This window comes from Streptomyces sp. NPDC046215 (assembly GCF_040646215.1).
In the GTDB taxonomy this organism is placed as follows: Bacteria; Actinomycetota; Actinomycetes; order Streptomycetales; family Streptomycetaceae; genus Streptomyces; species Streptomyces stramineus.
The window spans coordinates 56,044-78,508 of record NZ_JBEYZW010000023.1 but is presented as its reverse complement, the minus strand read 5'-3'; the positions used below and the strand labels follow the sequence as shown (position 1 = coordinate 78,508).

At 72.7% G+C, this 22,465-nt stretch carries 16 protein-coding genes; 5 read left to right on the top strand and 11 right to left on the bottom strand.

Annotated features, from left to right (window positions below):
• Positions 1-3: 3 nt before the first annotated feature.
• From ABZ951_RS13200 to ABZ951_RS13190, 3 genes are read left to right on the top strand one after another with little or no spacing between them, the layout of a single operon-like run.
• Entirely contained in the window at positions 4-2,229 is a 2,226-nt protein-coding gene (locus tag ABZ951_RS13200) for an acetate--CoA ligase family protein (protein ID WP_344095621.1), read from the top strand.
• 34 nt (positions 2,230-2,263) lie between these two features.
• A complete protein-coding gene (locus ABZ951_RS13195; protein ID WP_344095619.1) occupies positions 2,264-3,112 on the top strand; it encodes an enoyl-CoA hydratase-related protein in 849 nt (282 codons plus the stop codon).
• Between the two features lie 53 nt (positions 3,113-3,165).
• Positions 3,166-3,804 (top strand): flavin reductase family protein, encoded by a 639-nt coding sequence (locus ABZ951_RS13190; protein ID WP_344095617.1) that lies wholly within the window; start codon positions 3,166-3,168, stop codon positions 3,802-3,804.
• Between the two features lie 57 nt (positions 3,805-3,861).
• On the opposite strand, the gene ABZ951_RS13185 is transcribed toward ABZ951_RS13190, so the two are convergent.
• The 5 genes from ABZ951_RS13185 to ABZ951_RS13165 all read right to left on the bottom strand — a co-directional run bounded on the left by ABZ951_RS13185 (position 3,862) and on the right by ABZ951_RS13165 (position 9,904).
• A complete protein-coding gene (locus ABZ951_RS13185; RefSeq protein ID WP_344095615.1) occupies positions 3,862-4,863 on the bottom strand; it encodes a hypothetical protein in 1,002 nt (333 codons plus the stop codon).
• Positions 4,864-5,140: 277 nt separating this feature from the next.
• Positions 5,141-6,211: an alcohol dehydrogenase catalytic domain-containing protein gene (locus ABZ951_RS13180; protein WP_344095613.1), complete on the bottom strand. Its 1,071-nt coding sequence runs from the start codon at positions 6,209-6,211 to the stop codon at positions 5,141-5,143.
• A 60-nt stretch (positions 6,212-6,271) separates the two neighbouring features.
• Complete coding sequence (locus ABZ951_RS13175; RefSeq protein ID WP_344095611.1) at positions 6,272-7,738, bottom strand: aldehyde dehydrogenase family protein; 1,467 nt, start codon at positions 7,736-7,738, stop codon at positions 6,272-6,274.
• On the bottom strand, positions 7,735-8,895 hold the full coding sequence (locus ABZ951_RS13170) for an acyl-CoA dehydrogenase family protein (RefSeq protein ID WP_344095609.1): 1,161 nt from the start codon (positions 8,893-8,895) through the stop codon (positions 7,735-7,737). The genes ABZ951_RS13175 and ABZ951_RS13170 overlap by 4 nt, the downstream gene beginning before the upstream one ends.
• 97 nt (positions 8,896-8,992) lie before the next feature.
• Positions 8,993-9,904, bottom strand: a complete 912-nt coding sequence (locus ABZ951_RS13165; protein WP_344095607.1) for an SDR family oxidoreductase — start codon at positions 9,902-9,904, stop codon at positions 8,993-8,995.
• A 113-nt stretch (positions 9,905-10,017) separates the two neighbouring features.
• On the opposite strand from ABZ951_RS13165, the gene ABZ951_RS13160 reads away from it, so the two are divergent.
• The gene (locus tag ABZ951_RS13160; RefSeq protein ID WP_344095605.1) at positions 10,018-10,944 is read left to right on the top strand and encodes a cyclase family protein; all 927 of its coding nucleotides are present in this window, start codon (positions 10,018-10,020) and stop codon (positions 10,942-10,944) included.
• 295 nt (positions 10,945-11,239) lie between these two features.
• Here the strand turns inward: ABZ951_RS13160 and ABZ951_RS13155 are convergent, their stop codons facing one another.
• From ABZ951_RS13155 to ABZ951_RS13140, 4 genes are all read right to left on the bottom strand, one after another.
• Positions 11,240-11,716 carry an ATP-binding protein gene (locus tag ABZ951_RS13155; protein ID WP_344095603.1) on the bottom strand — a complete coding sequence of 159 codons (477 nt, stop codon included), beginning with the start codon at positions 11,714-11,716 and terminating at the stop codon, positions 11,240-11,242.
• A 413-nt stretch (positions 11,717-12,129) separates the two neighbouring features.
• Entirely contained in the window at positions 12,130-13,209 is a 1,080-nt protein-coding gene (locus ABZ951_RS13150) for an acyl-CoA dehydrogenase family protein (RefSeq protein WP_344095639.1), read from the bottom strand.
• Between the two features lie 2 nt (positions 13,210-13,211).
• A complete protein-coding gene (locus ABZ951_RS13145) occupies positions 13,212-14,381 on the bottom strand; it encodes an acyl-CoA dehydrogenase family protein (protein WP_344095601.1) in 1,170 nt (389 codons plus the stop codon).
• 6 nt (positions 14,382-14,387) lie between these two features.
• Positions 14,388-15,602: an amidohydrolase family protein gene (locus ABZ951_RS13140; protein WP_344095637.1), complete on the bottom strand. Its 1,215-nt coding sequence runs from the start codon at positions 15,600-15,602 to the stop codon at positions 14,388-14,390.
• Between the two features lie 119 nt (positions 15,603-15,721).
• Here ABZ951_RS13140 and ABZ951_RS13135 point away from each other — a divergent pair, with 119 nt between their 5' ends.
• The gene (locus ABZ951_RS13135; protein ID WP_344095599.1) at positions 15,722-17,320 is read left to right on the top strand and encodes an AMP-binding protein; all 1,599 of its coding nucleotides are present in this window, start codon (positions 15,722-15,724) and stop codon (positions 17,318-17,320) included.
• Here the strand turns inward: ABZ951_RS13135 and ABZ951_RS13130 are convergent.
• A complete protein-coding gene (locus ABZ951_RS13130; RefSeq protein WP_361279828.1) occupies positions 17,305-19,998 on the bottom strand; it encodes a protein kinase in 2,694 nt (897 codons plus the stop codon). The two genes, ABZ951_RS13135 and ABZ951_RS13130, sit on opposite strands and share 16 nt — an antisense overlap.
• 315 nt (positions 19,999-20,313) lie before the next feature.
• Positions 20,314-22,242, bottom strand: a complete 1,929-nt coding sequence (locus ABZ951_RS13125) for a serine/threonine-protein kinase (RefSeq protein WP_344095140.1) — start codon at positions 22,240-22,242, stop codon at positions 20,314-20,316.
• Positions 22,243-22,465 lie beyond the last annotated feature (223 nt).

Genomic DNA, 22,465 nt, shown 5'->3' with positions numbered 1-22,465 from the left:
ACGATGCTTGGATCGACTCACGGCACCCTCACCACCACCTCCCGCCCGGCCCGCGTGGCGGCCTGCGGCGAACGTCCGGGCCCCGCCGTCCACGGCACGGCCACCGGCCCCGAAGACGTCGACGTCAGCGGGCGGCCGCTGCACGCGGACGTCCCCGACCTGGACCGGCTCTTCCGGCCCGAGACCGTGGCCGTCATCGGCGCCTCGGACACCGAAGGCCGCCCCAACACCGGTATCACCCGGCAGCTCCTCTCCTGGTCCGAGCGCGTCGGCGCCCGGCTCCACCCCGTGCACCCCACCCGCCCCACCGTCTTCGGCCTGCCCTGCCTCCCCTCCGTCGGCGACCTTCCCGAACGGATCGACCTCGCCGTCCTCCTCGTGGGCGACCCGCTGCCCGTGATCGAGGAACTGGGCGGCGCCAAGGCCGCCTTCGCGGTCGCCTTCGCCTCCGGTTTCGCCGAGACCGGGGCCGCGGGCGCGGCCGCCCAGGCCCGGCTGGCCGCCGCCGCCCGGCAGGCCGGTGTCCGCCTCCTGGGACCGAACACCAACCTCAACGCCTTCGAGCGGTTCCGTGACGACCTCACCGGCCCGGCCATCGCGCTGATCACCCAGTCAGGCCACCAGGGCCGGCCCGTCTTCGCCCTCCAGGAGCTGGGAATCCGGCTCTCGCACTGGGCCCCGACCGGCAACGAAGCGGACCTGGAGTGCGCGGACTTCATCTCCTACTTCGCCACCCGGCCCGAGGTCGGAGCCATCGCCACCTATGTGGAAGGGCTCAAGGACGGCCGCGCCTTCCTCCTCGCCGCGGACCGGGCGGCCCGGCACAAGGTGCCCGTCGTCGCCGTCAAGGTCGGCCGGACGGAGGCCGGCGCCCGCACCGCCGCCTCGCACACCGGCAAGCTCACCGGTGCGGACGAGGTGGTGGACGCGGCCATGCGGCAGTTCGGCGTGATCCGCGTCGACGGCCTGGACGAGCTCCAGGACACTGCGGCCCTGCTCGCCCGGGCCCGCCCGCCCCGGGCCACCGGCATCGCCGTCTATTCGATCTCCGGCGGCACGGGCGCCCACTTCGCCGACCTGGCCACGGCGGCCGGCCTGGAGCTCCCCGCCCTCTCCGCCACGAAGCAGCGCGAGCTCCACCAGTGGATACCGGAGTATCTGAGCGTCGCGAACCCCGTCGACAGCGGCGGCCACCCCGTGGGCGACCGACGGGGCCGAAAGATCATCGACGCCCTTCTCGCCGACCCGTCCGTCGGCGTCCTGATCTGCCCCGTCACCGGCCCCTTCCCGCCCATGAGCGACAAGCTCGTGCGCGACCTCGTGGCCGCGGCGGAGGAGACGGACAAGCTGGTCTGCGTGGTGTGGGGCTCGCCCGTCGGCACCGAGGACGCCTATCGGTCCACCCTCCTCGGCTCCTCGCGCGTCGCCACCTTCCGCACCTTCGCCAACTGCGTCACCGCGGTGCGCGCCTACCTCGGCCACCACCGCTTCACCGCCGACTACCGCTCCCCCTTCGACGACGCGCCCCGCACCCTCTCCCCCTCGGCGCGCAAGGCTCAGGCCCTCATCCGGCCGGGCGAGCAGCTCAGCGAGCACGCGGCCAAGCAGCTGCTGCGCGCCTACGGCATCCGCGTCCCCCGCGAACAGCTGGTGACGAGCGCCGCCGCGGCCGTCCGGGCGGCCGGGCTGGTCGGCTATCCCGTCGTCATGAAGGCATCGGGCCCCCGGCTCGCCCACAAGACGGAGCTGGGCCTGGTCAAGATCGGCCTGACCTCCGCCAGCCAGGTCCGCGACGCCTATCGCGAGCTCACCGACATCGCGCGCTACGAGGGGCTGCCCCTGGACGGCGTCCTCGTCTGCCAGCTCGTCGGACGCGGGGTGGAGATGGTCGTCGGCATCTCCCCCGACCCGCTCTTCGGCCCCACCGTCACCGTGGGCCTCGGCGGCTCGCTGGTGGAGGTGCTGCGCGACACCGCCGTGGGCGTCCCTCCGTTCGGCGAGGAACGGGCCCGCTCCATGCTCGCCGAACTCCGCGGCCACGCCCTCCTGGGCGGCGTCCGGGGAGCGCCCCCGGCCGACGTGGACGCCCTCGTGGAGACCGTCCTGCGCGTTCAACGCATGTCCCTGGAGCTCAGCGGCGAACTCGCCGAGCTGGACATCAATCCCCTCGTGGTGCTCGAACGCGGCCAGGGCGCTGTGGCCCTGGACGCACTGGCCTTCTGCCGCTGAGCTGCGCGCGGCCCGTGGAACCAGGAGTCTTCCCATGCCCGCATCCCCCCGTACCTCCCCGGACGGGCCCGACGAGCCCGACGGGTCCGATGACTCAGTGATACTCCACGCCACTGACAACGGCGTCTCGTGGATCACCCTCAACCGCCCCCGGGCCATGAACGCCCTCACCCCCGACCAGCGAGAACGCCTGATTTCCCAGTTGGGCGAGGACGCGTGCGACCCGACCGTGCGCGCCGTCGTCCTCACCGCCTCCGGTCCGGCGTTCTGCGCCGGCGCCGACCTGCGGGCGGCCGGCCCGGCGGCCGCCCGTCCGCGGGCGCCGGGCGACGTGGCCCGCACGATCCGGCTCGGCGCGCAGCGGCTGATCAGCGCCGTCCTGGACTGCGAGAAGCCCGTGATCGCCGCCGTGAACGGCACCGCCGCCGGCCTCGGCGCGCACCTCGCGCTGGCTTGCGACCTCGTGCTGGCCGCGGAGGAGGCGGTGTTCATCGAGGTGTTCGTGCGCCGTGGGCTGGTTCCCGACGGCGGTGGCGCGTATCTCCTGCCCCGCCTCGTCGGACCGCGGCGCGCGAAGGAGCTGATGTTCTTCGGCGATCCTCTTCCCGCCCGGGAGGCGGAGCGGCTGGGACTGGTCAACCGCGTCGTGGCCGGGGGCGAGCTGGCCGGGGTGGCCCGGGCCTGGGCCGAGCGGCTGGCGACCGGCCCGACCCGGGCCCTCGCGCTCACCAAGCAGCTGGTCAACGCCTCACTCGACACCGACCGCGCCGCGGCCTTCGCCGCGGAGGCCGCCGCACAGGAGATCAACATGACGACGGCGGACGCGCGGGAGGGCCTCGCGGGATTCGCGGAGCGCCGCACTCCGGTCTACCGCGGCCGGTGACCGTGACATACGCGCGCCTTCACTTCTGACGGCTCATCACTTTCAATGGCGAGATGATGGGACACGCAGGGATGGCCGCTGTCGCCGTGCGCTATCTGCGGTCGGCCGGAGCACCGCGGACCGCGCCGTCCCGGCCCGTCGACCCTCTTCCCCGCCCGGGGCTGCGGGCGGTGGGGCTGGACGAGCGTCCCCCGCCGTCACCGGACGCGTTCCGGCAGGCCCTCGGCTGCTTCGCCAGCGGCGTCACGGTGATCACCGCGCCGGGCACGGACCCGGGGCCGCCGGCGGGGTTCACCTGCCAGTCCTTCGCCTCTCTCTCCCTGGACCCGCCGCTGGTGACGTTCATGGTGGCCCGCACCTCCACGACGTGGCCCCGGATCGCCCGCGCCGGAGTCTTCTGCGTCAACGTCCTCGGGGCCGGGCAGGCGGCGCTCTGCCGGGCCTTCGCCGTCAGCGGATCGCGGGCCGCCGACAAGTTCGCGGGCGTCCGGTACGAGCCGTCGCCGGTGACGGGTTCGCCACGGCTCGCGGGCGTCCCGGCCTGGGTCGACTGCACGATCCACGCCGTGCACACGGGCGGGGACCACCTCATCGTCGTCGGCCGCGCCGAGGCGCTGGGTACGGATCCGGGCGCGGCGGACGAAGGTCCGCTGCTCTTCCACCGCGGCGCGTTCGGAACCTTCGCCACGTGAAGGCGCGGCCCTGGAGAAGGGTCGGGAGGGCGTGAGTGAACCGCAGTACTTACTGCGCTACTTCTCGACAACCTTCGTCAGCACATAGCGCTTTCCGGAGCCGGGCTTGCCGATCTCGTGGAAGATCCGCGGCTCCTTCCGGGTACCGCTGACGCTCAGGTTGCGGCTGAGCTCACAGGAGGCGATGCGCAGGGCCACACCGTTGACGGCCCCGCCTTCCCTCACCGGCTTCCACGTACCGGAGCCGTCGCAGTCGGTCGGCTTGTCCTTGCCGGTGCCGTCCCAGACGAAATTGTCGTAGCCGGCGGCGGTGGCTGCCCCGTCGGACGTCAGCCTGACCGTGCCGCCGTGGCCGTCGGTCCACGTTCCCGCGAGGTCCGCCGCGCCCAGCCGGGGTGGCTCGTACACCTCCGCCAGCCCGGTGCCGTAGGCCCCCGCGCCCAACGCGGCGACGATCACCCACACGAGTGCGCCGTCGCGGGCCACCCTGGGGGCCAGGCGTGTGGCGCGGCCTTGGCGGACCCGCCGTCCCGCGATGTCGGCGATCAGGGCAGCGGGCAGCAGCGCGGCCGTGAGAGTCCCCCAGGCCAGGAGGTATGCGAGGGGCGGGGCCGGAGCGAGGCTGCCGAGCGCCATCACACCACCGAACACCACGACAGCGGCGCCCGCGACCAAGGGCACAGCGGCCAGCGTCCACCGCCGGCGCTCGGAGCGCCGCATGCGCCGTGGCATCAGCCGGGCGAGCGCCACGGCCGGCATCACGGCGACAGCCGTGACGAAGCCGCCGGCCAGGACGGTGAGGAGCGCGACGCCGAGTACCAGGCCGGCGATCACGAGGACGCCATCAGGCAGACCGTCGTGCTCACGCGACAGCATCACCAGCACGCCGATGGTCCCGGCGATGACCGCCTCGGCGCACAGCGCCGCCATGGCAGCGCAGAACGCCGCACCGAAGCCGTCCGCGTGCACGACCCCCTTGGGCGCCCGGGGGGACTCCCCGGGCGCGGTGTCCGCTGTCGCCTCGGCCGGGATCGCGTCCGGCTCGACCTGTTGTGTCATAACCGCCCCTTTCTCCAGGAATGAATCCCTCAGGGGCCGAAGGGTTGCTCCACGAGCGGACCGAGACCGCCTGGTCCACCGATTGGTCCACCGATTCGTCGACGAGGGGCCCGGATCCGGGGGACGCCGACGCACGGCGCCATCGGAAGACCATTGATACTCATATCGCCCTCTTCGCCGGGAATGGTGAAATCCTCGGAGGGGCTGTGGGCGCGCAGAGGTCAGCAGCCGAACGGCCGGGGCGCGACGGGGCGCAGCCGGGCGCCGGCGTCCGCGTCTAGGAGAAGGTCAGGACGCCGCGCGCCACGCGGCCCCGGAGGGTGTCGGCGGCGGCCTTCGCGAAGTCCTCGACCGGATAGACCTCGGTGATCAGCTCGTCGAGCAGGAGCCGCCCCTCCTGGTAGAGGCTCGCGTACAGGGCGATGTCGCGCTGCGGGCGGGACGAGCCGTACCGGCAACCCATGATCGACTTGTCGAGGTAGAGGGAAGAGACGCGGAACGACGCCTCCGCGCCGGAGGGTGGCACTCCGAGGAGCACCGCTTGGCCGTGCCGGTCGAGAAGGTCGACCGCCTGCCGGACGAGGGCGGTGCTGCCGACGCACTCGAAGGCGTGATCCGCCCCGGTCGGCAGGATGGCACGGGCGGCGGCCCGCAGGTCGGGGGCTTCGGAGGCGTTGATGAAGTGCGTCGCGCCGAACAGGCGGGCCGTCGGCTCCTTCCCGGGATTCGAGTCGACAGCCACGACGGGAGATGCCCCGGCGATGCGTGCCCCTTGGAGGACGTTGAGTCCGACGCCGCCCGCACCGATGACGACGACCGATTCGCCGTGGCCGACCTTCGCGCGGTTGAGCACCGCACCGACGCCCGTCAGGACACCGCAGCCGATGAGGGCCGCGGAGGCCAGCGGGAGGCCGGCCGGGATCCTGACCGCCTGGACGGCCTTGACGACGGTACGTTCCGCGAACGCGGAGTTGGCCGCGAACTGGTAGACCCTGGTGCCGCGCCACAGGAAGGGACGGCCGGGCGCGCCGATCGCCTTCCGGCACATCGTGGGGCGGCCGCGGTCACACTCGCCGCAGGTGCCGCAGTTGGCGAGGGTGGACAGCGCTACGTGATCACCGGGCACTACGTGCGTCACTCCGGCACCCACCGCCTCGACGACACCTGCCCCTTCGTGCCCCAGGACGGCCGGGACGGGGTAGGGGATGGTGCCGTCGACGACCGACAGATCGCTGTGGCAGAGCCCGGCCGCCGCGACGGCCACCAGCACCTCGCCGGGGCCGGGGGCGCGAACCTCCAGGTCGCGGACGACCCGGGCGCGCTCGCCGTCGAAGATGACGCCTCTCATCGCTGGTTGTCCTCTCGGCAGCGGGCTCGTGGAGCGGGGCGGCAGGGGCGGAGTCGCAGGTCAGGAGGACCAGACGACGGACTGGAGCTCGCTGTAGGCGTGCAGCCCGAACGAACCGCCGTCGCGGCCGACCCCGCTCTCCTTGAAGCCGCCGAAGGGAGTTTCGGGATGCCGCTGAGCTGTGTTGATGCCGACGTTTCCGCTGCGCAGGCGCGCGGCGAGAGCCCAGGCGCGGGCGGTGTCGGCGCTGAAGACGTAGTCGTAGAGGCCGTACGAGGTGCCGTTGGCGATGTGCACCGCTTCGTCCTCGCTCTCGAAAGGAATGGCGACGACGACGGGGCCGAACAGTTCCTCGCGGGCGACGGCCATGTCCGGGGTGACGTCGATGATCAGGGTGGGCGCGACGTAGAAGCCGGGTGCGAGGTCGGGCCGGGTACCGCCGACGGCGATGCGGGCGCCCTGCGCGCGGGCCCCGGCGACGTACGACTCGACCCGGTCGCGCTGCACCGCGGAGATCACCGGGCCGACCACCGTCGAGTTATCCACAGGGTCCCCGATCGTCAGTGCCCGGGCGTAACGTTGGAGACCGGTGACGACCTGCTCGTACAGCGGCCGCTGTACGAGCACCCGGGTCGGCGCCGTGCAGATCTGTCCACTGTGAAAGGCCCAGACCGAACCGACCGCCCCGACAGCCGACTTGATCACTTTCTCGTCGGCGTCCCCCAGGACGATGGCCGCGCCCTTGCCGCCCAGCTCCATCAGGGTGCGCTTCATCGACCTCCCAGCGGCCTCGGCGATCTGCTTTCCGACAGCGGTGGACCCGGTGAAGCTGATCATGTCCACGCCCGGGTGGGACACCAGCTCTTCGCCGGTGGCGGGGCTCGCGCCCGTGATGATGTTGAAGACTCCGTCCGGGAGGCCGGCCTCCCGGAGGAGCGGGCCGAGAGCGAGACAGGTGAGAGGGTCCTGCGGCGCCGGTTTGGCGACGACCGCATTGCCCATGGCCAGCGCGGGCGCCGCCTTGCCCGCGAGATTGACGACAGGGAAGTTGTAGGAGGTGATGCAGCCGATGACGCCCACAGGCCGCCGGACGGCGGCGGCGCCGATCAGGCCGCCGGGTGCCAGGGGGGTGCCCCGTACCGGGCACGGCGCGAGCGGGACGACGGCCGGCTCGAGGGCCCCCCGGGCGTAGCGGCGGAAGCGTTCGGCCGCTGTGGGCAGTTGCATGGTGGAGGTGAGGCGCATCGTCGCGCCCGTCTCCGCCTGGAGGAGAGGGGCGAGCTCCGCCCCGTGTTCGGTGATCAGATCCGCCATCCGGTTCAGCACGGCCGCGCGTCGGCGCGGATCCGTGCGGGACCAGCCGTCCTGAGCGGCCCGTGCGGAGGTGACGGCGTGGGCGACTTCGGCGGGAGTCGCCTCCGCGGCCTCCCCGACGACCTCTTCGGTCGCCGGATTGACAACTGCATAGTGCCCTTTTTCCGGCGAGTGCCAGGAGCCGTCGATCCAGTGTCCGTACGACGCCGTCATGGACGAGGCTCCTTCGGCAGGCCGAGCACGCGCTCGGCGATGATGGTGCGCTGGATCTCGTCCGACCCGCCGTAGATGGTGTCGGCGCGGGAGAAGAGGAACCGGCTCTGCAGGGCGTCGAGTCCGTACGGGCGGTCGGCGTGCCAGTCGTCCGGCCCCAGGGTGGCGGCCGGACCGCGCATCTGCATGGCCAGTTCGCCGAGCTCCTGGTGCCAGCGGCCCCAGAGCAGTTTGGCGACGCTGGGCGCCCCCTCGTCCTCGGAGGAGCCCAGGGTGCGCAGGGCGTTCCAGCGCATGGCCCGCAGACGGGCCCAGTGCCGTACGAGCCGGTCACGTACCGCCGGTTCCGCTGCGGCGTCCGTCCGGAGGGCGAGGCGGATCACTTGGGACAGCTCGGCCGCGAAGCCGATCTGCTGGGCCAGGGTGGACACTCCGCGCTCCCGGCCGAGGAGGTCCATGGCGACCTGCCAGCCGTTGCCCTCGCCGCCGACGAGGTGTTCGGCGCGTGCCTCGGCGCCGTCGAAGAACACCTCGTTGAAGTCGGCGGCCCCGGACATCTGCCGGATCGGGCGGATCTCGATCCGGCCGGGCTGGTCCATCGGCACCAGCAGGAAGGAGAGCCCGTGGTGCCGGTGGGAGCCTTTGGTGGTGCGGGCGAGCACGAAGCACCAGTCGGCCTCGTGGGCGAGGGAGGTCCAGGTCTTCTGCCCGTCGATCCGGTAGGTGCGTCCGCCGTCGGTGGGCGTGGCCGAGGTGCGCAGGGCGGCGAGGTCCGATCCCGCTCCGGGTTCGCTGTAGCCCTGGCACCAGAGCTCTTCGCCGCGGGCGACGGCGGGGAGGAAGCGGGCCCGCTGTGCGGCGTCACCGTGAGCGAGGAGCGTGGGGGCGAGGAGGTTTTCCCCGATGTGTCCGAGGCGGGCGGGCGCGTGGGCGCGGGCGTATTCCTCCGCCCATACGACCTGGCCGGCCAGGGATGTGGTCCGGTTGCCGTAGGTGCCGTGGGCGCGGTCCCAGCCGAGGCCGATCCAGCCGCCCGCGCCGAGTTCCCTTTCCCAGGCGCGGGCGGACGGGGCGGGGTTGCCGGTGAGGTGTCCGGTGAGCCAGGCGCGCGCCTCCTCGCGGAACGCCTCGTCCTCCGGCCCGAATGCGAAGTCCACGTTCTCCCCCTCAGTGGCTTCCTGCCGTCCGATCGCCGTTCCGGGCGGGCCCGGGCACCGGGGGCCGCCGGCAGGTGCTCCCGGGGGCCCGGTGCCCTCAGGCGGGGGGCCGGTCCCCGGCGGCGGCCGCCGCGGCCATCGCCTCCAACTGGGCGAGCAGGGGCATGGGGTCGGTGCCGACGGTACCGGGGAGCAGGTCGGCGATCTTCTCCGGCGTCCAGGTGCTCTCGGCATAGGCGGCACGGAGCTCACGGGGCTGGGCCCATACCGCGATCTTGGGACCGGCCACGGTGTAGACCTGTCCGGTGATGCCTTCCTCGCGGGCCCGTTCGCTCAGCAGATAGGTGACGAGGGCGGCCACGTCCTCGGGGTCGCCGATCTCCTTGAGCTGCATCGGCACCTGGGCGGACATGCGGGTACGGGCCACGGGGGCGACGCAGTTGGCGGTGACGCCGTACTTGTGCAGGCCCAGTGCGGCACTGCGAACGAGCGAGATGACGCCGCCTTTGGCAGCCGAGTAGTTGGCCTGGGCCACGCTGCCCTGGTGGTTGCCGCTGGTGAAGCCGATCAGGGTGCCGTGGCCCTGGCGGCGCATGAGCGCGGAGGCGGCCCGGAAGACGGTGAAGGTGCCCTTGAGGTGCGTGGCGATGACCGGGTCCCATTCCTCCTCGGTCATGTTGAACAGCATCCGCTCCCGCAGGATGCCGGCGACGCAGACGGCGCCGTCGAGCCTTCCGTAGCGGTCCACCGCGGTGTCGACGACCCGCTGTCCGCCGGCCATGGTCGAGACGTCGTCGGTGAGGGCGGTGGCCTCGCCCCCGGCCGCCTCGATCTCCTTCACGACGCCGGTGGCCACCGTGCTCGTCGGGTCGCCGCCCCCGAGGGACACCCCGCGGTCGTTGACGACGACCTTGGCCCCTTCGGTGGCGCAGGCCAGGGCGATCGCCCGGCCGATGCCCCGGCCGGCGCCGGTGACGGCGACCACCTTGCCGGTCAAGAAGTTCCCCATGCGGCGTCCCTTCCCGCGGTTTCTGACGGCCCGTTAGATTTTTGAGCAGAGCGGGCGCGGGCACAAGACCCGGACAGCGTCCGATCCGGGGGCCCGATCCGAGGAGGCACCACATGGCACTGCCTGCCGAGTTCCACGACATCGCCAAGCGGGTGAACAACTGGGGCCGTTGGGGTGATTCGGATGAGATCGGCACCCTGAACCTCATTACCGACGCGGTCGTCCGGGAGGCGGCGGCGACCGTGCGGGCGGGGCGCCGCGTCCCGCTGGCCCTCCCCCTGCACCAGGACGGGGTGCAGACCGGGCTGATACCCGGCAGGATCAACCCCTTGCACACCATGGTCGCGATCAACGTGGAGTTCTTCGGGCCGGACACCGTCGCCACGAGCGATGACGCCGTGACCATGGGGCTGCAGGCAGGCACCCATTGGGACGGGCTCCCCCACATCTCCCACAGCGGCAGGATCTACAACGGGCGCCCGGCCGGCTCGGTCACCGGACACGGCCGCGCGGCCTTCAGCGGTATCGACAAGGCCCGGCACCTGGTCTCGCGGGGAGTGCTGCTCGACGTCGCCCGCGCTCGGGGTGTCGAACGACTGGACGCCGGTCACGTGGTCGGCCCCGAGGACCTGGACGCGGCGGAGGAACTGGCCGGGGTCACGGTCCGGGCGGGCGACATCGTGCTGGTGCGGACCGGGCAGATGCAGGTGTACCTCGCGGGGGACAAACAGGCGTACGGCCACCCGTCGGCCGGGCTGTCGATCCGGACGCCGGAGTGGTTCCACGCCCGCGATGTGGCCGCGGCCGCCACCGACAATCTGACCTTCGAGATCTTCCCGCCCGAGATCGAGGGGCTCTGGCTGCCGGTCCACGCCCTGGACCTGGTCGAGATGGGGATGGTGCAGGGCCAGAACTGGAATCTGGAGGAACTGTCGGCGGTCTGCGCGGAGGAGCGGCGCTACGCCTTCCTGCTCACCGCCACGCCCGAGCCCTTCGTGGGCGGTGTGGGGTCACCGGTCGCCCCGGTCGCGGTGCTCTGACCGAGGGCTGTCACCCGGCCGGCCGCACCTCACGGCAGCCCCGCGGGCCGCGGAACCTCAACCGCCCGAGAGGGAGCGGGCGGGCGGGCGGCGGCGTCGGTGCGCACCCCGAGCACGGCACCGCACGCCGCCGCCGGCTCCGGCGCTCAAGCCCTGTATGCGCCGGATCACGACCCGTACTCGCCAAGGCAGCCCGGTAGGAGCGGGCCTCTCGACGTCCCCTCGCAACGAATCGCTGCGTCCAAGGGTGATCACGTGGACACTTCACGTCAACACCTGGTCTGGACTTTGTCGACTAAGCCCTATTTGTGACGGCGCGTGGGGACTCGAAAGCGCCGACCCACGAGGCGTGCCTGCGATCGACCTCGCACCAGATGCGCTTGCCGGCACCCTCCGGCTGCCAGCCCCACCGGTCGGCGAGGCCGTCCACCAGCTCCAGGCCACGGCCACCGGTGTCATCGCCCTCCGCACGCCGTGGCCGGGGCGGCCGGGCGCTGATGTCGGCGACCTCGACCCGGACGGTGCCGGCGCAGACCGTCGCCGTCCCTCCGGACCCGCCGGCGTCCGGGAAGAGCATGCGCAGCACGGCCGGGCAGCCGGTGTGCACCACGGCATTGGTGACCAGCTCCGAGATCAGCAGGATCAGCGTCTCGGCCAAGGGCTCATCGACGCCTATTCCGGACCCGGCGAGCCGCGATCTCGCCCACCTGCGGGCCCGCCCCACTTCCGCGGGGTCGGCCCGGACCTCCATCTGCATCTGAAGCACCTGCACCGCTCACACCATCCGAACCGGCGGACACAACGCCTCGCGTCTCCGGGAGGTCACGGAACGTGACCCCCTTCCGAGACAGCATGGTTGACGCTCAGTCACCTCAACAAGCGCTTCAGGCATATTCCGGCGCAAAGGAGTATGCGTACTGCATACTGTGCGACGCGCGCTGCGGTGACTCGAACACCGAGGGACAGCGGGTCCCATTCCGACACGAGCGGCAGACATTTTTCCGTCCGGCGCCGCCACACGGACAACACCCGACTTACTGCGCCTCTGAACCACTCGCATCCAAGGGAGAGTACCCGAGCCCGGAGCCGACTCCTCCCTGTAACGAGTAACACACAGGACACAGCCTGATATCGACTCTCTGTGATCAATTAGATATGACATGGGCGGCATTTCACCCATGACGATTACAGCCCGGCATTTTCGCTGCCCAGCGCGGGGGAAACACCTCCCCGCGAAACCTCTTCCGTACGATCCGCGAGGAGATCGCCCGCGAGGAATTCCTCCGCTTCGGCCGCCGACTGCCACTGACCGGCTCTCACCCAGGCGCGTTTGAGGTGCAGATGTACATCGGCTTCCCAGGTGAACCCCAGGCCCCCGCACACTTGCAGACAGTCACGGGCATTACGGACAGCTGCACCGTCCGCAATCATCTTTGAAGCGGAGATATCGGTCTCTTCCCCTGAAAGTGACGCACTGTAGACGCTCACGCGAGCGAGTTCCGTGCGTACGCACATGTCGGCGCACAGGTGCTGGACCGCCTGGAAGCTGCCGACCGGGCGGCCGAACTGGACGCGCCGCCGAGCGTGCTCGACCGCCAGCCCCAGCGTCGCCCCGGCGCTGCCGAGTTGCTGGGCAGCGGTCAGAAGAGCTCCCGCCCGGCGCAGGCGGGCAGCGTCAGCCGTCACCTCAAGTGAGCCTGCCCCCAAGGGCGCCGGGCGCTGTCGTACGCGGTGCAAGGGCGTGGCCGGGTCGACGGATCGGATGGCCTCCCCCGCAGCGAGCAGCGGTGTTCCGTGCCCATCGGTGGCCAGCACGCTCGCCGTTGCGCTGTCGAGCAGCAGCACCGCATCCGCAGTGGTCAGGCGTTCGATGATGCCCGTGCCGTCCACGGCGGTGACGATCCGGGTGCCCTCGGCCGCGCCGGGTACGAGCCCGGCGGCGAGGTGCGTGGCCACCAGCGGCCCGGGGAGCAGGGCCCGTCCGGCCTCCTCGAAGAGCAGCACGGCTTCCGGCAGCCCGAGGCCCGCCCCGCCTTCCTCCTCCGGCAGCCGCAGCGCGAAGAGCCCCGCGTCCCCCAGCACCCGCCACAGCTCCCGGACGGGCCCGTCAGAGCCCTCCGAGGGCCGGAACCGGGGTTTCTCCCCCGCAGCCCCCGGAGAGCCGTCCACCAGGGCCCGCAGCGCCTCCCTGGGGAATCGTGCGGCCAGGAGGTCCCGCATACCGGCGCGCAGGGCCCGCTGGTCGTCGCTCAGCCGGAAGTCCACGGTCACCGCCCCCGGGGGAGGCCGAGGATGCGCTCGGCGACGATGTTCCGCTGGATCTGGGACGTACCCGCGGCGATCGTGTAGGAGAGCGAGGAGAGCCGGTCCACGGTCCACTCCTGGGCGGCGTCGAGAGAGTCCGGGCCGAGGATCTCCGCGGCCGTCTCGTACAGCTCCTGGCGGGCCTGGGAGTAGCGCAGCTTGAAGACGGAGCCGCCGGCGCCCGGGACGCCGCCGCCGCTGCCCCGCCAGGCGTGCTGGGCCTCGCTGACGTTCCACTGGACCAGCCGCCACAGCGCCCGGAACTCGGCGTTCAGGCGACCGAGGCGGCGGCGGAGGACGGCGTCGTCCCAGCTGCCGTTCGTCCGTGCCGCGCGGGCGAGGCGGGAGAGCGTGCGGCGGCAGGCGACGACCTCCCCGGCGAAGGCCGTGCCGCGTTCGAAGGAGAGGGTGACCATGGTGACGCGCCACCCGTCGTTCTCGGCGCCGACCCGGTGTTCGACCGGCACCCGGACGTCGTCGAGGAACACCTCGGCGAACTCGGTGGAGCCCGCGAGGGTCCGCAGGGGCCGCACGGTGACGCCGGGGGTGTCCATGCGCAGGGCGAGCCAGGAGATGCCGTGGTGCCGGGGGGCCGCGGGGTCCGTGCGGACGAGCAGTTCGCACCAGTCGGCGACCTCGGCGTGCGAGGTCCAGATCTTGCTGCCGGTGACGACGTAGGAGTCCCCGTCCCGGGTGGCCCGGGTGCGCAGCGCGGCAAGGTCGGAGCCGGCGCCGGGCTCGGAGAAGCCCTGGCACCAGATCTCCTCGCCGCGCAGGATCGGGGGCAGCCAGCGGGCCCGCTGGGCGGCGGTGCCCTCGGTGGCGATGGTGGGGCCGGCGTGCAGCAGGCCGACGAAATTGGCGCCCACATAGGGCGCGCCCGCCCGTTCCGTCTCCTCCAGGAAGATCAGGTGCTGGGTGGGGGTGGCTCCCCGGCCGCCGGCGTCGGCGGGCCAGTGCAGCCCGGCGTACCCCGCGTCGTGGAGGGCGCGCTGCCAGGCGGAGTCATAGGCGCGGCGCCCCGGCCAGTCCGTGGCGGGCGGTGCGGCCGGGAGCCCCGGCAGGGTCTTCCGCAGCCACGCGCGCAACTCCCTGCGGAATTGGTCTTCCTCGGGGGTGAAAGTGAGGTCCATCGCCGTTCAGGCGCCCGCTCGGTCGAGGTCCAGGCCGAGCATGCGGATGGCGTTTCCCCGCATCAGTTTATGGACGGTTTCGTCGTCCAGTCCCCTCATGTGGTCGAGGGCGACTTCCTTGGTGTGCGGGAAGGTCGAGTCGACGTGGGGGTAGTCGGTTTCGAAGGTGGCGTTGTCGCGGCCGATCACGTCGAGCGAGTCGACTCCGTGTTTGTCCCGGAAGAAGCAGCAGAAGATCTGCCGGTAGTAGTAGGCGGAGGGCGGCTCAGGGATCAGGTCGCGCACTCCGCCCCAGGCGCGGTGCTCCTTCCAGACGTCGTCCGCACGCTCCAGGGCATAGGGAATCCAGCCCATCTGCCCTTCGCTGTAGGCGAGTTTGAGGCGGGGGAATTTCACGAGCACGCCGCTGAAGAGGAAGTCGGTCATCGATGCCATGGCGTTGTTGAAGGAGAGCGTCGCCTGCACGGCCACGGGTGCGTCGGGAGAGGCGGCGGGCATCTGCGAGGACGATCCGATGTGCATGTTGACGACGGTTTCGGTCTCCTGGCAGGCGGCGAAGAACGGGTCCCAGTAGCCGGAATGGATGCTGGGCAGGCCGAGGCAGGGGGGAATCTCGCTGAAGGTCACGGCCCGGACGCCGCGGGCGGCGTTGCGGCGGATCTCCTCGACGGCGAGGGTGACGTCCCACAGGGGGATCAGGCACAGCGGGATCAGCCTCCCGGCGCTGTCCCCGCACCACTCCTCGACCATCCAGTCGTTGTAGGCCCGCACGCACGCGAGCGCGACCTCTTTATCCCGCGCTTCCGCGAAGGTCTGGCCGCAGAACCGGGGAAAGGTCGGGAAGCACAGTGAGGCTTCCACGTGGTTGAGGTCCATGTCCTTGAGCCGCTCCGCCGGGTCCCAGCAGCCGGGGCGCATCTCGGCGCGGGTGATGCCCTCCAGGGTCATGTCGTCGCGGTCGAAGCCGACGGCGGCGATGTTGCGCTTGTACGGGAAGGCGAGGTCCTCGTAGATCCACCAGTCGGCGGGCGGGCCCTCGGGGTCCATGCCGATCACGTACTTCCCGCCGGTGAACTCCAGCTGCCCGATGCCGGTGGTGCGGGCCTGCGGCCCCCGGTCTCGGTAGCGGCGGGGCAGCCAGGTGTCGAAAAGGTGGGCGGGCTCGATCACATGGTCGTCGACGCTGACGATGCGCGGCAGGTCCATGGGAACGCCTCTCATCTCCATCTGACGAGTCGTCAGCTTTGAGGCTAGCCCGCCACGTCTGGACCGACAAGGCGCGACCGCTCTACGCTCCCCATCGAACCTGACGCACCGTCAGATGGCTGGGAGGGCATGCCGTGACCGACACCGCCGACGACCTGGCCGCCACCCGCACCCTGTGGGAGCTGCTCGAACGCCGCGCCGAGCTCTCCCCCGGCACCACCGCGCTCATCCAGGCCGACGACCCCGGCCCCGGCGACCGGCCCGGCGCGGCCGACCGGACGCTGACCTTCGGTGCCCTGCGCGACCGGGCCGAGCGCGTCGCCGCGGGGCTGTCCGGGCTCGGGGTGCAGCCCGGCGGCCGGGTCGCCTGGCAGCTGCCCACCCGCATCGAGACCGTGGTCCTCACCTTCGCCCTGGCCCGCCTCGGCGCGGTGCAGACCCCGCTCATCCCCTTCTACCGCGACCGCGAGGTGGGACACGCGCTCCGGGCCACCGGCGCCGCCTTCTTCGCCGTGCCCGGCACCTGGCGCGGCTTCGACCACCGTGCGATGGCCGACCGCCTGGCCGCCGGCCTCCCCGTCCCGCCCCGGGTGTTCACCGCCTACGACTCGCTCCCCGAGGCGGACCCCGCCGCTCTGCCGGCACCGCCCGCGGACGGCACCGCAATCCGGTGGATCTACTGGACCTCCGGCACGACCTCCGACCCCAAGGGCGCCCTGCACACCGACCGCGGACTCATCGCCGCCGGCGCCTGCCTCGCCCGCGCCCTGCGCCTGACTCCGGCCGACACGGGCTCCATCGCCTTCCCCTACGCCCACATAGGCGGCCCCGACTACACGGTGGCCATGCTGCTGTGCGGCTTCCCGGCCGTCCTCCTGGAGCACTTCGCGCTCCCCGGTTCGCTCGCCGCCTACCGCCGCCACGGCGTCACCGTCGCGGGCGGGTCCACCGCGTTCTACTCGATGTTCCTCGGCGAACAGCGCAAGGACCCCACCCGCAGGATCGTCCCCACCCTCCGCCTCATGGCCGGCGGCGGCGCGCCGAAGCCGCCCGAGCTGTACCACGCGGTCGTCCGGGAGCTGGGCTGCGCGCTGGCCCACGGCTACGGCATGACCGAAGTACCCATGATCACGATGGGTACTCCGGACGACACCCCGGAGGACCTCGCCACCACGGAGGGCCGCCCCCCGAAGGGCATGGAGATCCGCGTGGTCGACGCCGACGGCTCACCGGTCCCGCCCGGCACGGACGGGCACATCCGGCTGCGCGGCGAGGCCGTCTGCCGCGGCTACCTCGACCCCGACCGGACCGCCGAGGCGTTCGACGCCGACGGGTTCTTCCGCACCGGCGATCTCGGCCACCTCACCGCCGGAGGCCACCTCGTCCTCACCGGCCGGGCCAAGGACGTCATCATCCGCAAGGGCGAGAACATCTCGGCCCAGGAGATCGAACTGCTCCTTCACGGCCACCCCGCCGTCGAGGACGTCGCCGTCATCGGCCTTCCCGACCCGGTGCGCGGAGAGCGCGTCTGCGCCGTCGTCCAGCAGCCCCCCGGCGCCGCGCCGCTCACGCTGGAGGACCTCGCCGCCCACCTGCGCGACGCCGGGCTGGCGGTGCACAAGATCCCCGAACAGCTGGAGCTGGTCACCTCGCTCCCGCGCAGCGAGACGCTGCACAAGGTCCTCAAGTACCGGCTGCGCGAACGCTTCTCCCGGGGTCAGCCGATCCGGTAGGTCCCGACCGCCTCGTCGAAGAACTTGTCGACCGAGCGCTCCTCGTTCTCCGAGCCGATCACCTGGAGCACGTGATAGCGGCCGTCCAGGATCATCGCCGCGTTCCGCACGTACACCCGGCGACCGCTGCTGTCGTTCCACTTGAACGTGCCCTGGGCCGATGCCGTCCGGCCGACGTCGATGCGGCGGAGGCCGGAGGCCGAGGACCACGAGGACGAGCGGTACGGCTCCAGCTCGCGCTGCCGCTCCTGCTGGTAGACCATCGGGTCGCTGCCGTAGTCCGTGACCTTGTCCCGGCCGGGGACGACGACGAGCTGGTAGTCGCCGCCGACGTAGACGACCTGGCCCCGCTCGTTCTCGCCACGGCGCTTCCAGTCCTCCGCGACCGCCACCGCGAACCCCTTGGAGTCCTTCTGCAGGACGAAGCCCTTCGCGACGCCGGTCTCACCGGCCGGCTTCTCCGGCCCTCCGGACGGCGCCCGCTGGTCCGCCTTGGCCGGGGTGGCGGGAGGGGTCGGGGCCGCGCTCATCACCCCGGCGGCACCCGTCCGGTCCACCGGGCCCCGTCCCGTGTCCTCGTCGGCGCCCGGCATGAACAGCATGGCGTACAGCATCGCTCCGATCAGGGCGAGCAGGACGAGGCCGAGCAGCACCCGGCCCAGGCTGAACGGGGTGCGCGCGGTGCGGCCGCGCTGCTCCTGGAGGTGCCCCGTGGTGTGGGTCCGGGCCTTGGGCTGTACCTGGTCCCTCGTGGTCTTCTTGTGCCGCCCGTGCACGGCCGACGCCGTGTCCACGGCGGTGATCGTACGGGGGCGTCTGCGCCGCACCAGCTCGCCCTTGCGGCGGATGATCGGCAGGCGGTGCTGGTCCGCGGGGGCGCTCGGGCCGATCGAGGGCACCGTGACCGTCCGGCTGCCCAGGTCCGGCTCCGGCGCCGAGCGGATCAGCGACCGCAGCCAGCCGCGGAGCTCCTCGAACTCGGGGCGCTCCGTGGGGTCCTTGCGCATCAGCGACTCGACGACAGGCCGCAGCGCGCCGCACTCCTCGGCGTAGGCGGGCGGCTCCGCGCAGATGACCTGAACCAGCTCGGTGACGCTCTCCTCCGGGTACGGGGCGTGCCCCTGCACGACCCGGAACAGCAGGGCGCCCAGCGCCCACAGGTCGGCCGCGGGGCCGACCGGAGGGGCGAGCTGCCAGCTCTCCTGCACCGGCCACGCCTGCTCCGGCGCCCACCGCTCGGTGACGGCGCCCACGACCTGCATCCGCGCCTGCCTCGCCCGCTCGGCCGCGAGGGCGCTGCCGGACCGCGCCTCGCCGTCCCAGCCACCGGACGGAACGACGGGACCCTCCCCACGGGGCCGCTCCCCGGCCGGCCCGTTGACCGGCGGCCCGCTGACCGAAGGCCCGGTCATTGAAGGCCCATTGACCGAAGGCCCGTTCACCGAAGGTCCGGTCGTCGAAGCACTCCCAGCCGAAAGGCCCTTCGCCGCGGGAGCCCCCGCACCGCCCTGGTTGAAGGCACCACCGGCCGGGGGGCGCTGCGCCCCCGGCGCCGGGCCGGGGCCGCCGGTGCGGCGCGGGCTGCCGGAGGACGTCCCGTGCAGCAGGGCGTCGGCGCTCCACGGCGCGGGCGCGGGGGCCGCGCCGCTGGCGGCACTGCCGCCGCCCCAGGTGGAGGAACCGGTGGCGGCCGGGGGCGGTGTGCCGTCCACCGCGGCCCGTGCCGCGGCGGCACGGGCGCCCGCGCGGTACGCGGCGATGGCTCCGGCGCGCACCGCCCTGGGGTCCTGCGGCCCGCCGCGCGCAGCGGCCGGGCCGCCCGCCGGGGCCGTGCCTCCGGCGCCGCCGGGCGCACCGCCGGGCGGCAGGAACCCCCCGGACGCGCCCTGGTCGCGGTACGCGGGCCCGGCAACGGTCCCTTGCCGCGGCACTCCCGTCCCGCCGCCCTGCCCGGGGCGTGGCACCGGGCCCCGTCCTGCCCGCGCGGCCCCGGCGCCCGGCGGCGCCACCGGTGCGCCGGAACCACCGCCGGCACCGGCCCCGCGAGTGGCGGGGATCAGCCCGTTCGGCACGGGGTTGTAGCCGCAGAGGGCCTCCTCGGCCGCTCCCGCCGCCAGCCCCGTGAGGATGGCGCGGCCGTCCTCACAGATCAGGACCGTGCGGGTGGTGATGTTGCGGTGGGTCCAGCCGTAGGTGTGCAGGGCCCGGAGGGCGGTGAGGACGTCAGCGGCCACCTCGGCCGCGCGGTGCGGCGAGAGGGTGCGCTCGGCGAGCAGTGCGGCAAGGGGGCGGGCGGAGACCAGCTCACTGATGATCCACAGGCTGCCGCCCTCCGCGAACACGTGGAAGACCTGGTCGAGCCGGGGGTGGTCGGGGATCTGGGCGGCGGCGGACGCGGCCGCCAGGGCTCTGCGCACCGCCGGCTCGGCCGGCCCCTGTGCCGTACGGTCCGCCCGCCCCGCCCGTCCCCCGCCGCCCGGCGCGGCCGTGCCGCCGGGTGTCCGCTCGTCGCCCACGACCTCGGCGTCGACGACCTCCGGCAGAGGGATCTGCCGGACGAGGACTTCCTGTCCGCTGTACGTGTCGAACGCCCGTGTCTCCACGAGCTCGAACGCATCGGACGGCGGCAGCGGCAGGCGATAGCGGTCGGCGAGCACCCGTCCCGCGTAGTCGTCCACGACGCCTCCCCAAGCGCGCGATCCATACATCGCCCGAATGACCGCCAACACCGGCCATTTTGCTGCTTATTGCGGCTGCGCACGGTTCACGACGACTCACGATACGTGGCGAACCCACCCCTTCGGGCCCGTACGGCTCAGTACGTCGCTCCGCACTTCATCCGTTCTGCCCCACCAGACCACCCAGCCAACCGGCTTACCGGGCACCACTTCGGCAAGGCCGTCAATCCGCTGAGCGGGTCACGCCCGGGGCGGTCCGATCCGTCCGGCGAACCCGCGGGGGGCGGGCCCCCGGTCCGGCCGGCCGTGGTGCGGTCAGTCGGCGGGGCGGAAGGTCCGCAGAGCCGTCTCGCGCAGCTCCCGGCACTCCTTCTCGTCCCACTTGTCCTTCTCGCAGGTGACCATGATCGCGTAGCCGCGCTCGTCGTCCACCTTGAAGCCGCGGTTGAGGACCTGGACGCGCTTGTCGTCCTGCTGACGTTCGAAGGCCCAGTCCGCGACGGTCGGGTAGTCGTGCCCCTCCCAGCCGCGGACCTCCTTGACGCCGAGGCTCTTGTACGCGCGCATGGTGCGGTGGGCGTCGGCGTCGGACTCGCGCCATGAGGCGACGGCGTCCGACCTCGGCTCGTCCCCGAAGTCGACCTGCAGACGCGGGAAGCCGCCCGAAGCGCTGTAGATCGCCCCGGAATGCTCGCCCGCCGTGCCGGTCTGCTTCCAGCCCTTCGGCATCTCGATACCGAAGTGGTACTCGTCGTTCTCGACCCGCACGAAGGCGGGCCGGTCGCCCTGGCCGCCGGCGCTGTCCTGCTCGGCGCCGTCCTGCTCAGCGCTGTCCTGTCCGGCGGCCTGTTCGCCCGCCCCGCCGGAGGTGTTCGAACCCTCCGGCCGGAACGACCTGTCAGCCCGCTCCGGCTCCTTGTGCCCGGCGTCCTGCCCGGGCGCGGACACGGCAGCCGGCTTGCCGGCGCCCGCGGCCTTGCCGCCCTTGTCCCCCTCGTCGCCTCCGCTGAGGGCGATGGCGAGGACGGTGCCGATGACGGCCAGCACCACGACGACCGCCACCACGATCAGCGTGCGGCGCGGGACGACCTCCAGGACCGACGCCTTCTCCCAGCGGGCCGGCTGTATGCCCCTGCCACGCTGCGCGTCGGTGCCGTAGGAGTTCATGCCCTGGCCCGCGCCCCGCGAGGCGGCGGACGACCGGCCCGGCACGCTCCCGGACCCGGTGGTCCGCTGCTGCGCGGGCTTCACGGAGGGCTTCACGGGCGCCTTCGCCGACGTACCGGCCCCCGCCTTGGCAGCGGGTCTCGACGCGGCCGCCGCCTCCGGAATCACCGGAATGGCCATGGCCTGGGTGGCATCCACGTCCCGGGCGGGGGACGCCTGCCGGGGGATGCGCTCGTCCGGGGCGTGAACCGCGCCGTTCAGCAACGCCCGGGCGCCGGCCTCGTTCAGCCGCTTCTCGGGGTCCTTGGCGAGCAGGCCGTACATGACCTCCGCCAGCGGTCCCGCGTTCTTCGGCGGGCCCAGCGGCTCGGTCATCACGGCGGTGAGGGTCGCTATCGCCGATCCCTTGTCGTACGGAGGGGCACCCTCCACCGCGGCGTACAGCAGGCCGCCGAGCGACCACAGGTCGGCGGGCGGGCCGGGCTTCTGGCCGCGCGCCCGCTCCGGCGAGATGTACGAAGGGGCGCCGACGAGCATGCCGGTCGAGGTGACGGAGGGGTCGCCTTCGACCTGGGCGATGCCGAAGTCGGTGAGGACCACCCGGCCGTCCTCGGCGATGAGCACGTTGGAGGGCTTCACGTCGCGGTGCAGGATGCCCTGACGGTGCGCCGCGCCCAGCACGTCGAGGACGGCGAGCCCGACCTCGGCCGCGCGGCGCCACTTGAGCGGGCCGTCCTCACGGATGACATCGGCCAGGGAGCGGCCCTCGATGAGCTCCATGACGATCCACGGCCGGTCGTCCTCGTGCACCACGTCGTAGACGGTGACCGCGCCGGCGCTGCGGATCCGGGCGATCGCCTTCGCCTCGCGCAGCGTGCGCGTGATCAGCCGGCGCTTCTCGTCCTCGTCGATATTGGCCGGGAATCGCAGTTCCTTGACCGCGACCGTCCGGCCCAGGGTCTCGTCGGTCGCCCGCCATACCGTGCCCATGCCGCCACGGCCGAGGACGTCCCCGAGGCGGTACCGCCCGGCCAGGAGGCGCCCTGCCGTGCCCTGCGTCTGCTCCGCCTCCGACATGCGTCCCCTCTGGCAATCAGCTCTGCGACAACCCACCCTGGCAGAGCGACCATTGTCTCTCATCCGCCGACCGGCGGAAGGCCAGGGTCCACGGAGCCCGTGGAAGATGGGCGCATGCCGACGCCCGCCGCCGCTTTCACCCGCTCGGTGACCACCGCCGCACTGACCTGGCTGACCTGCGCGGTAACGGCGGTGGCGCTGGCGGCGTGCGGTGGCGGCCACG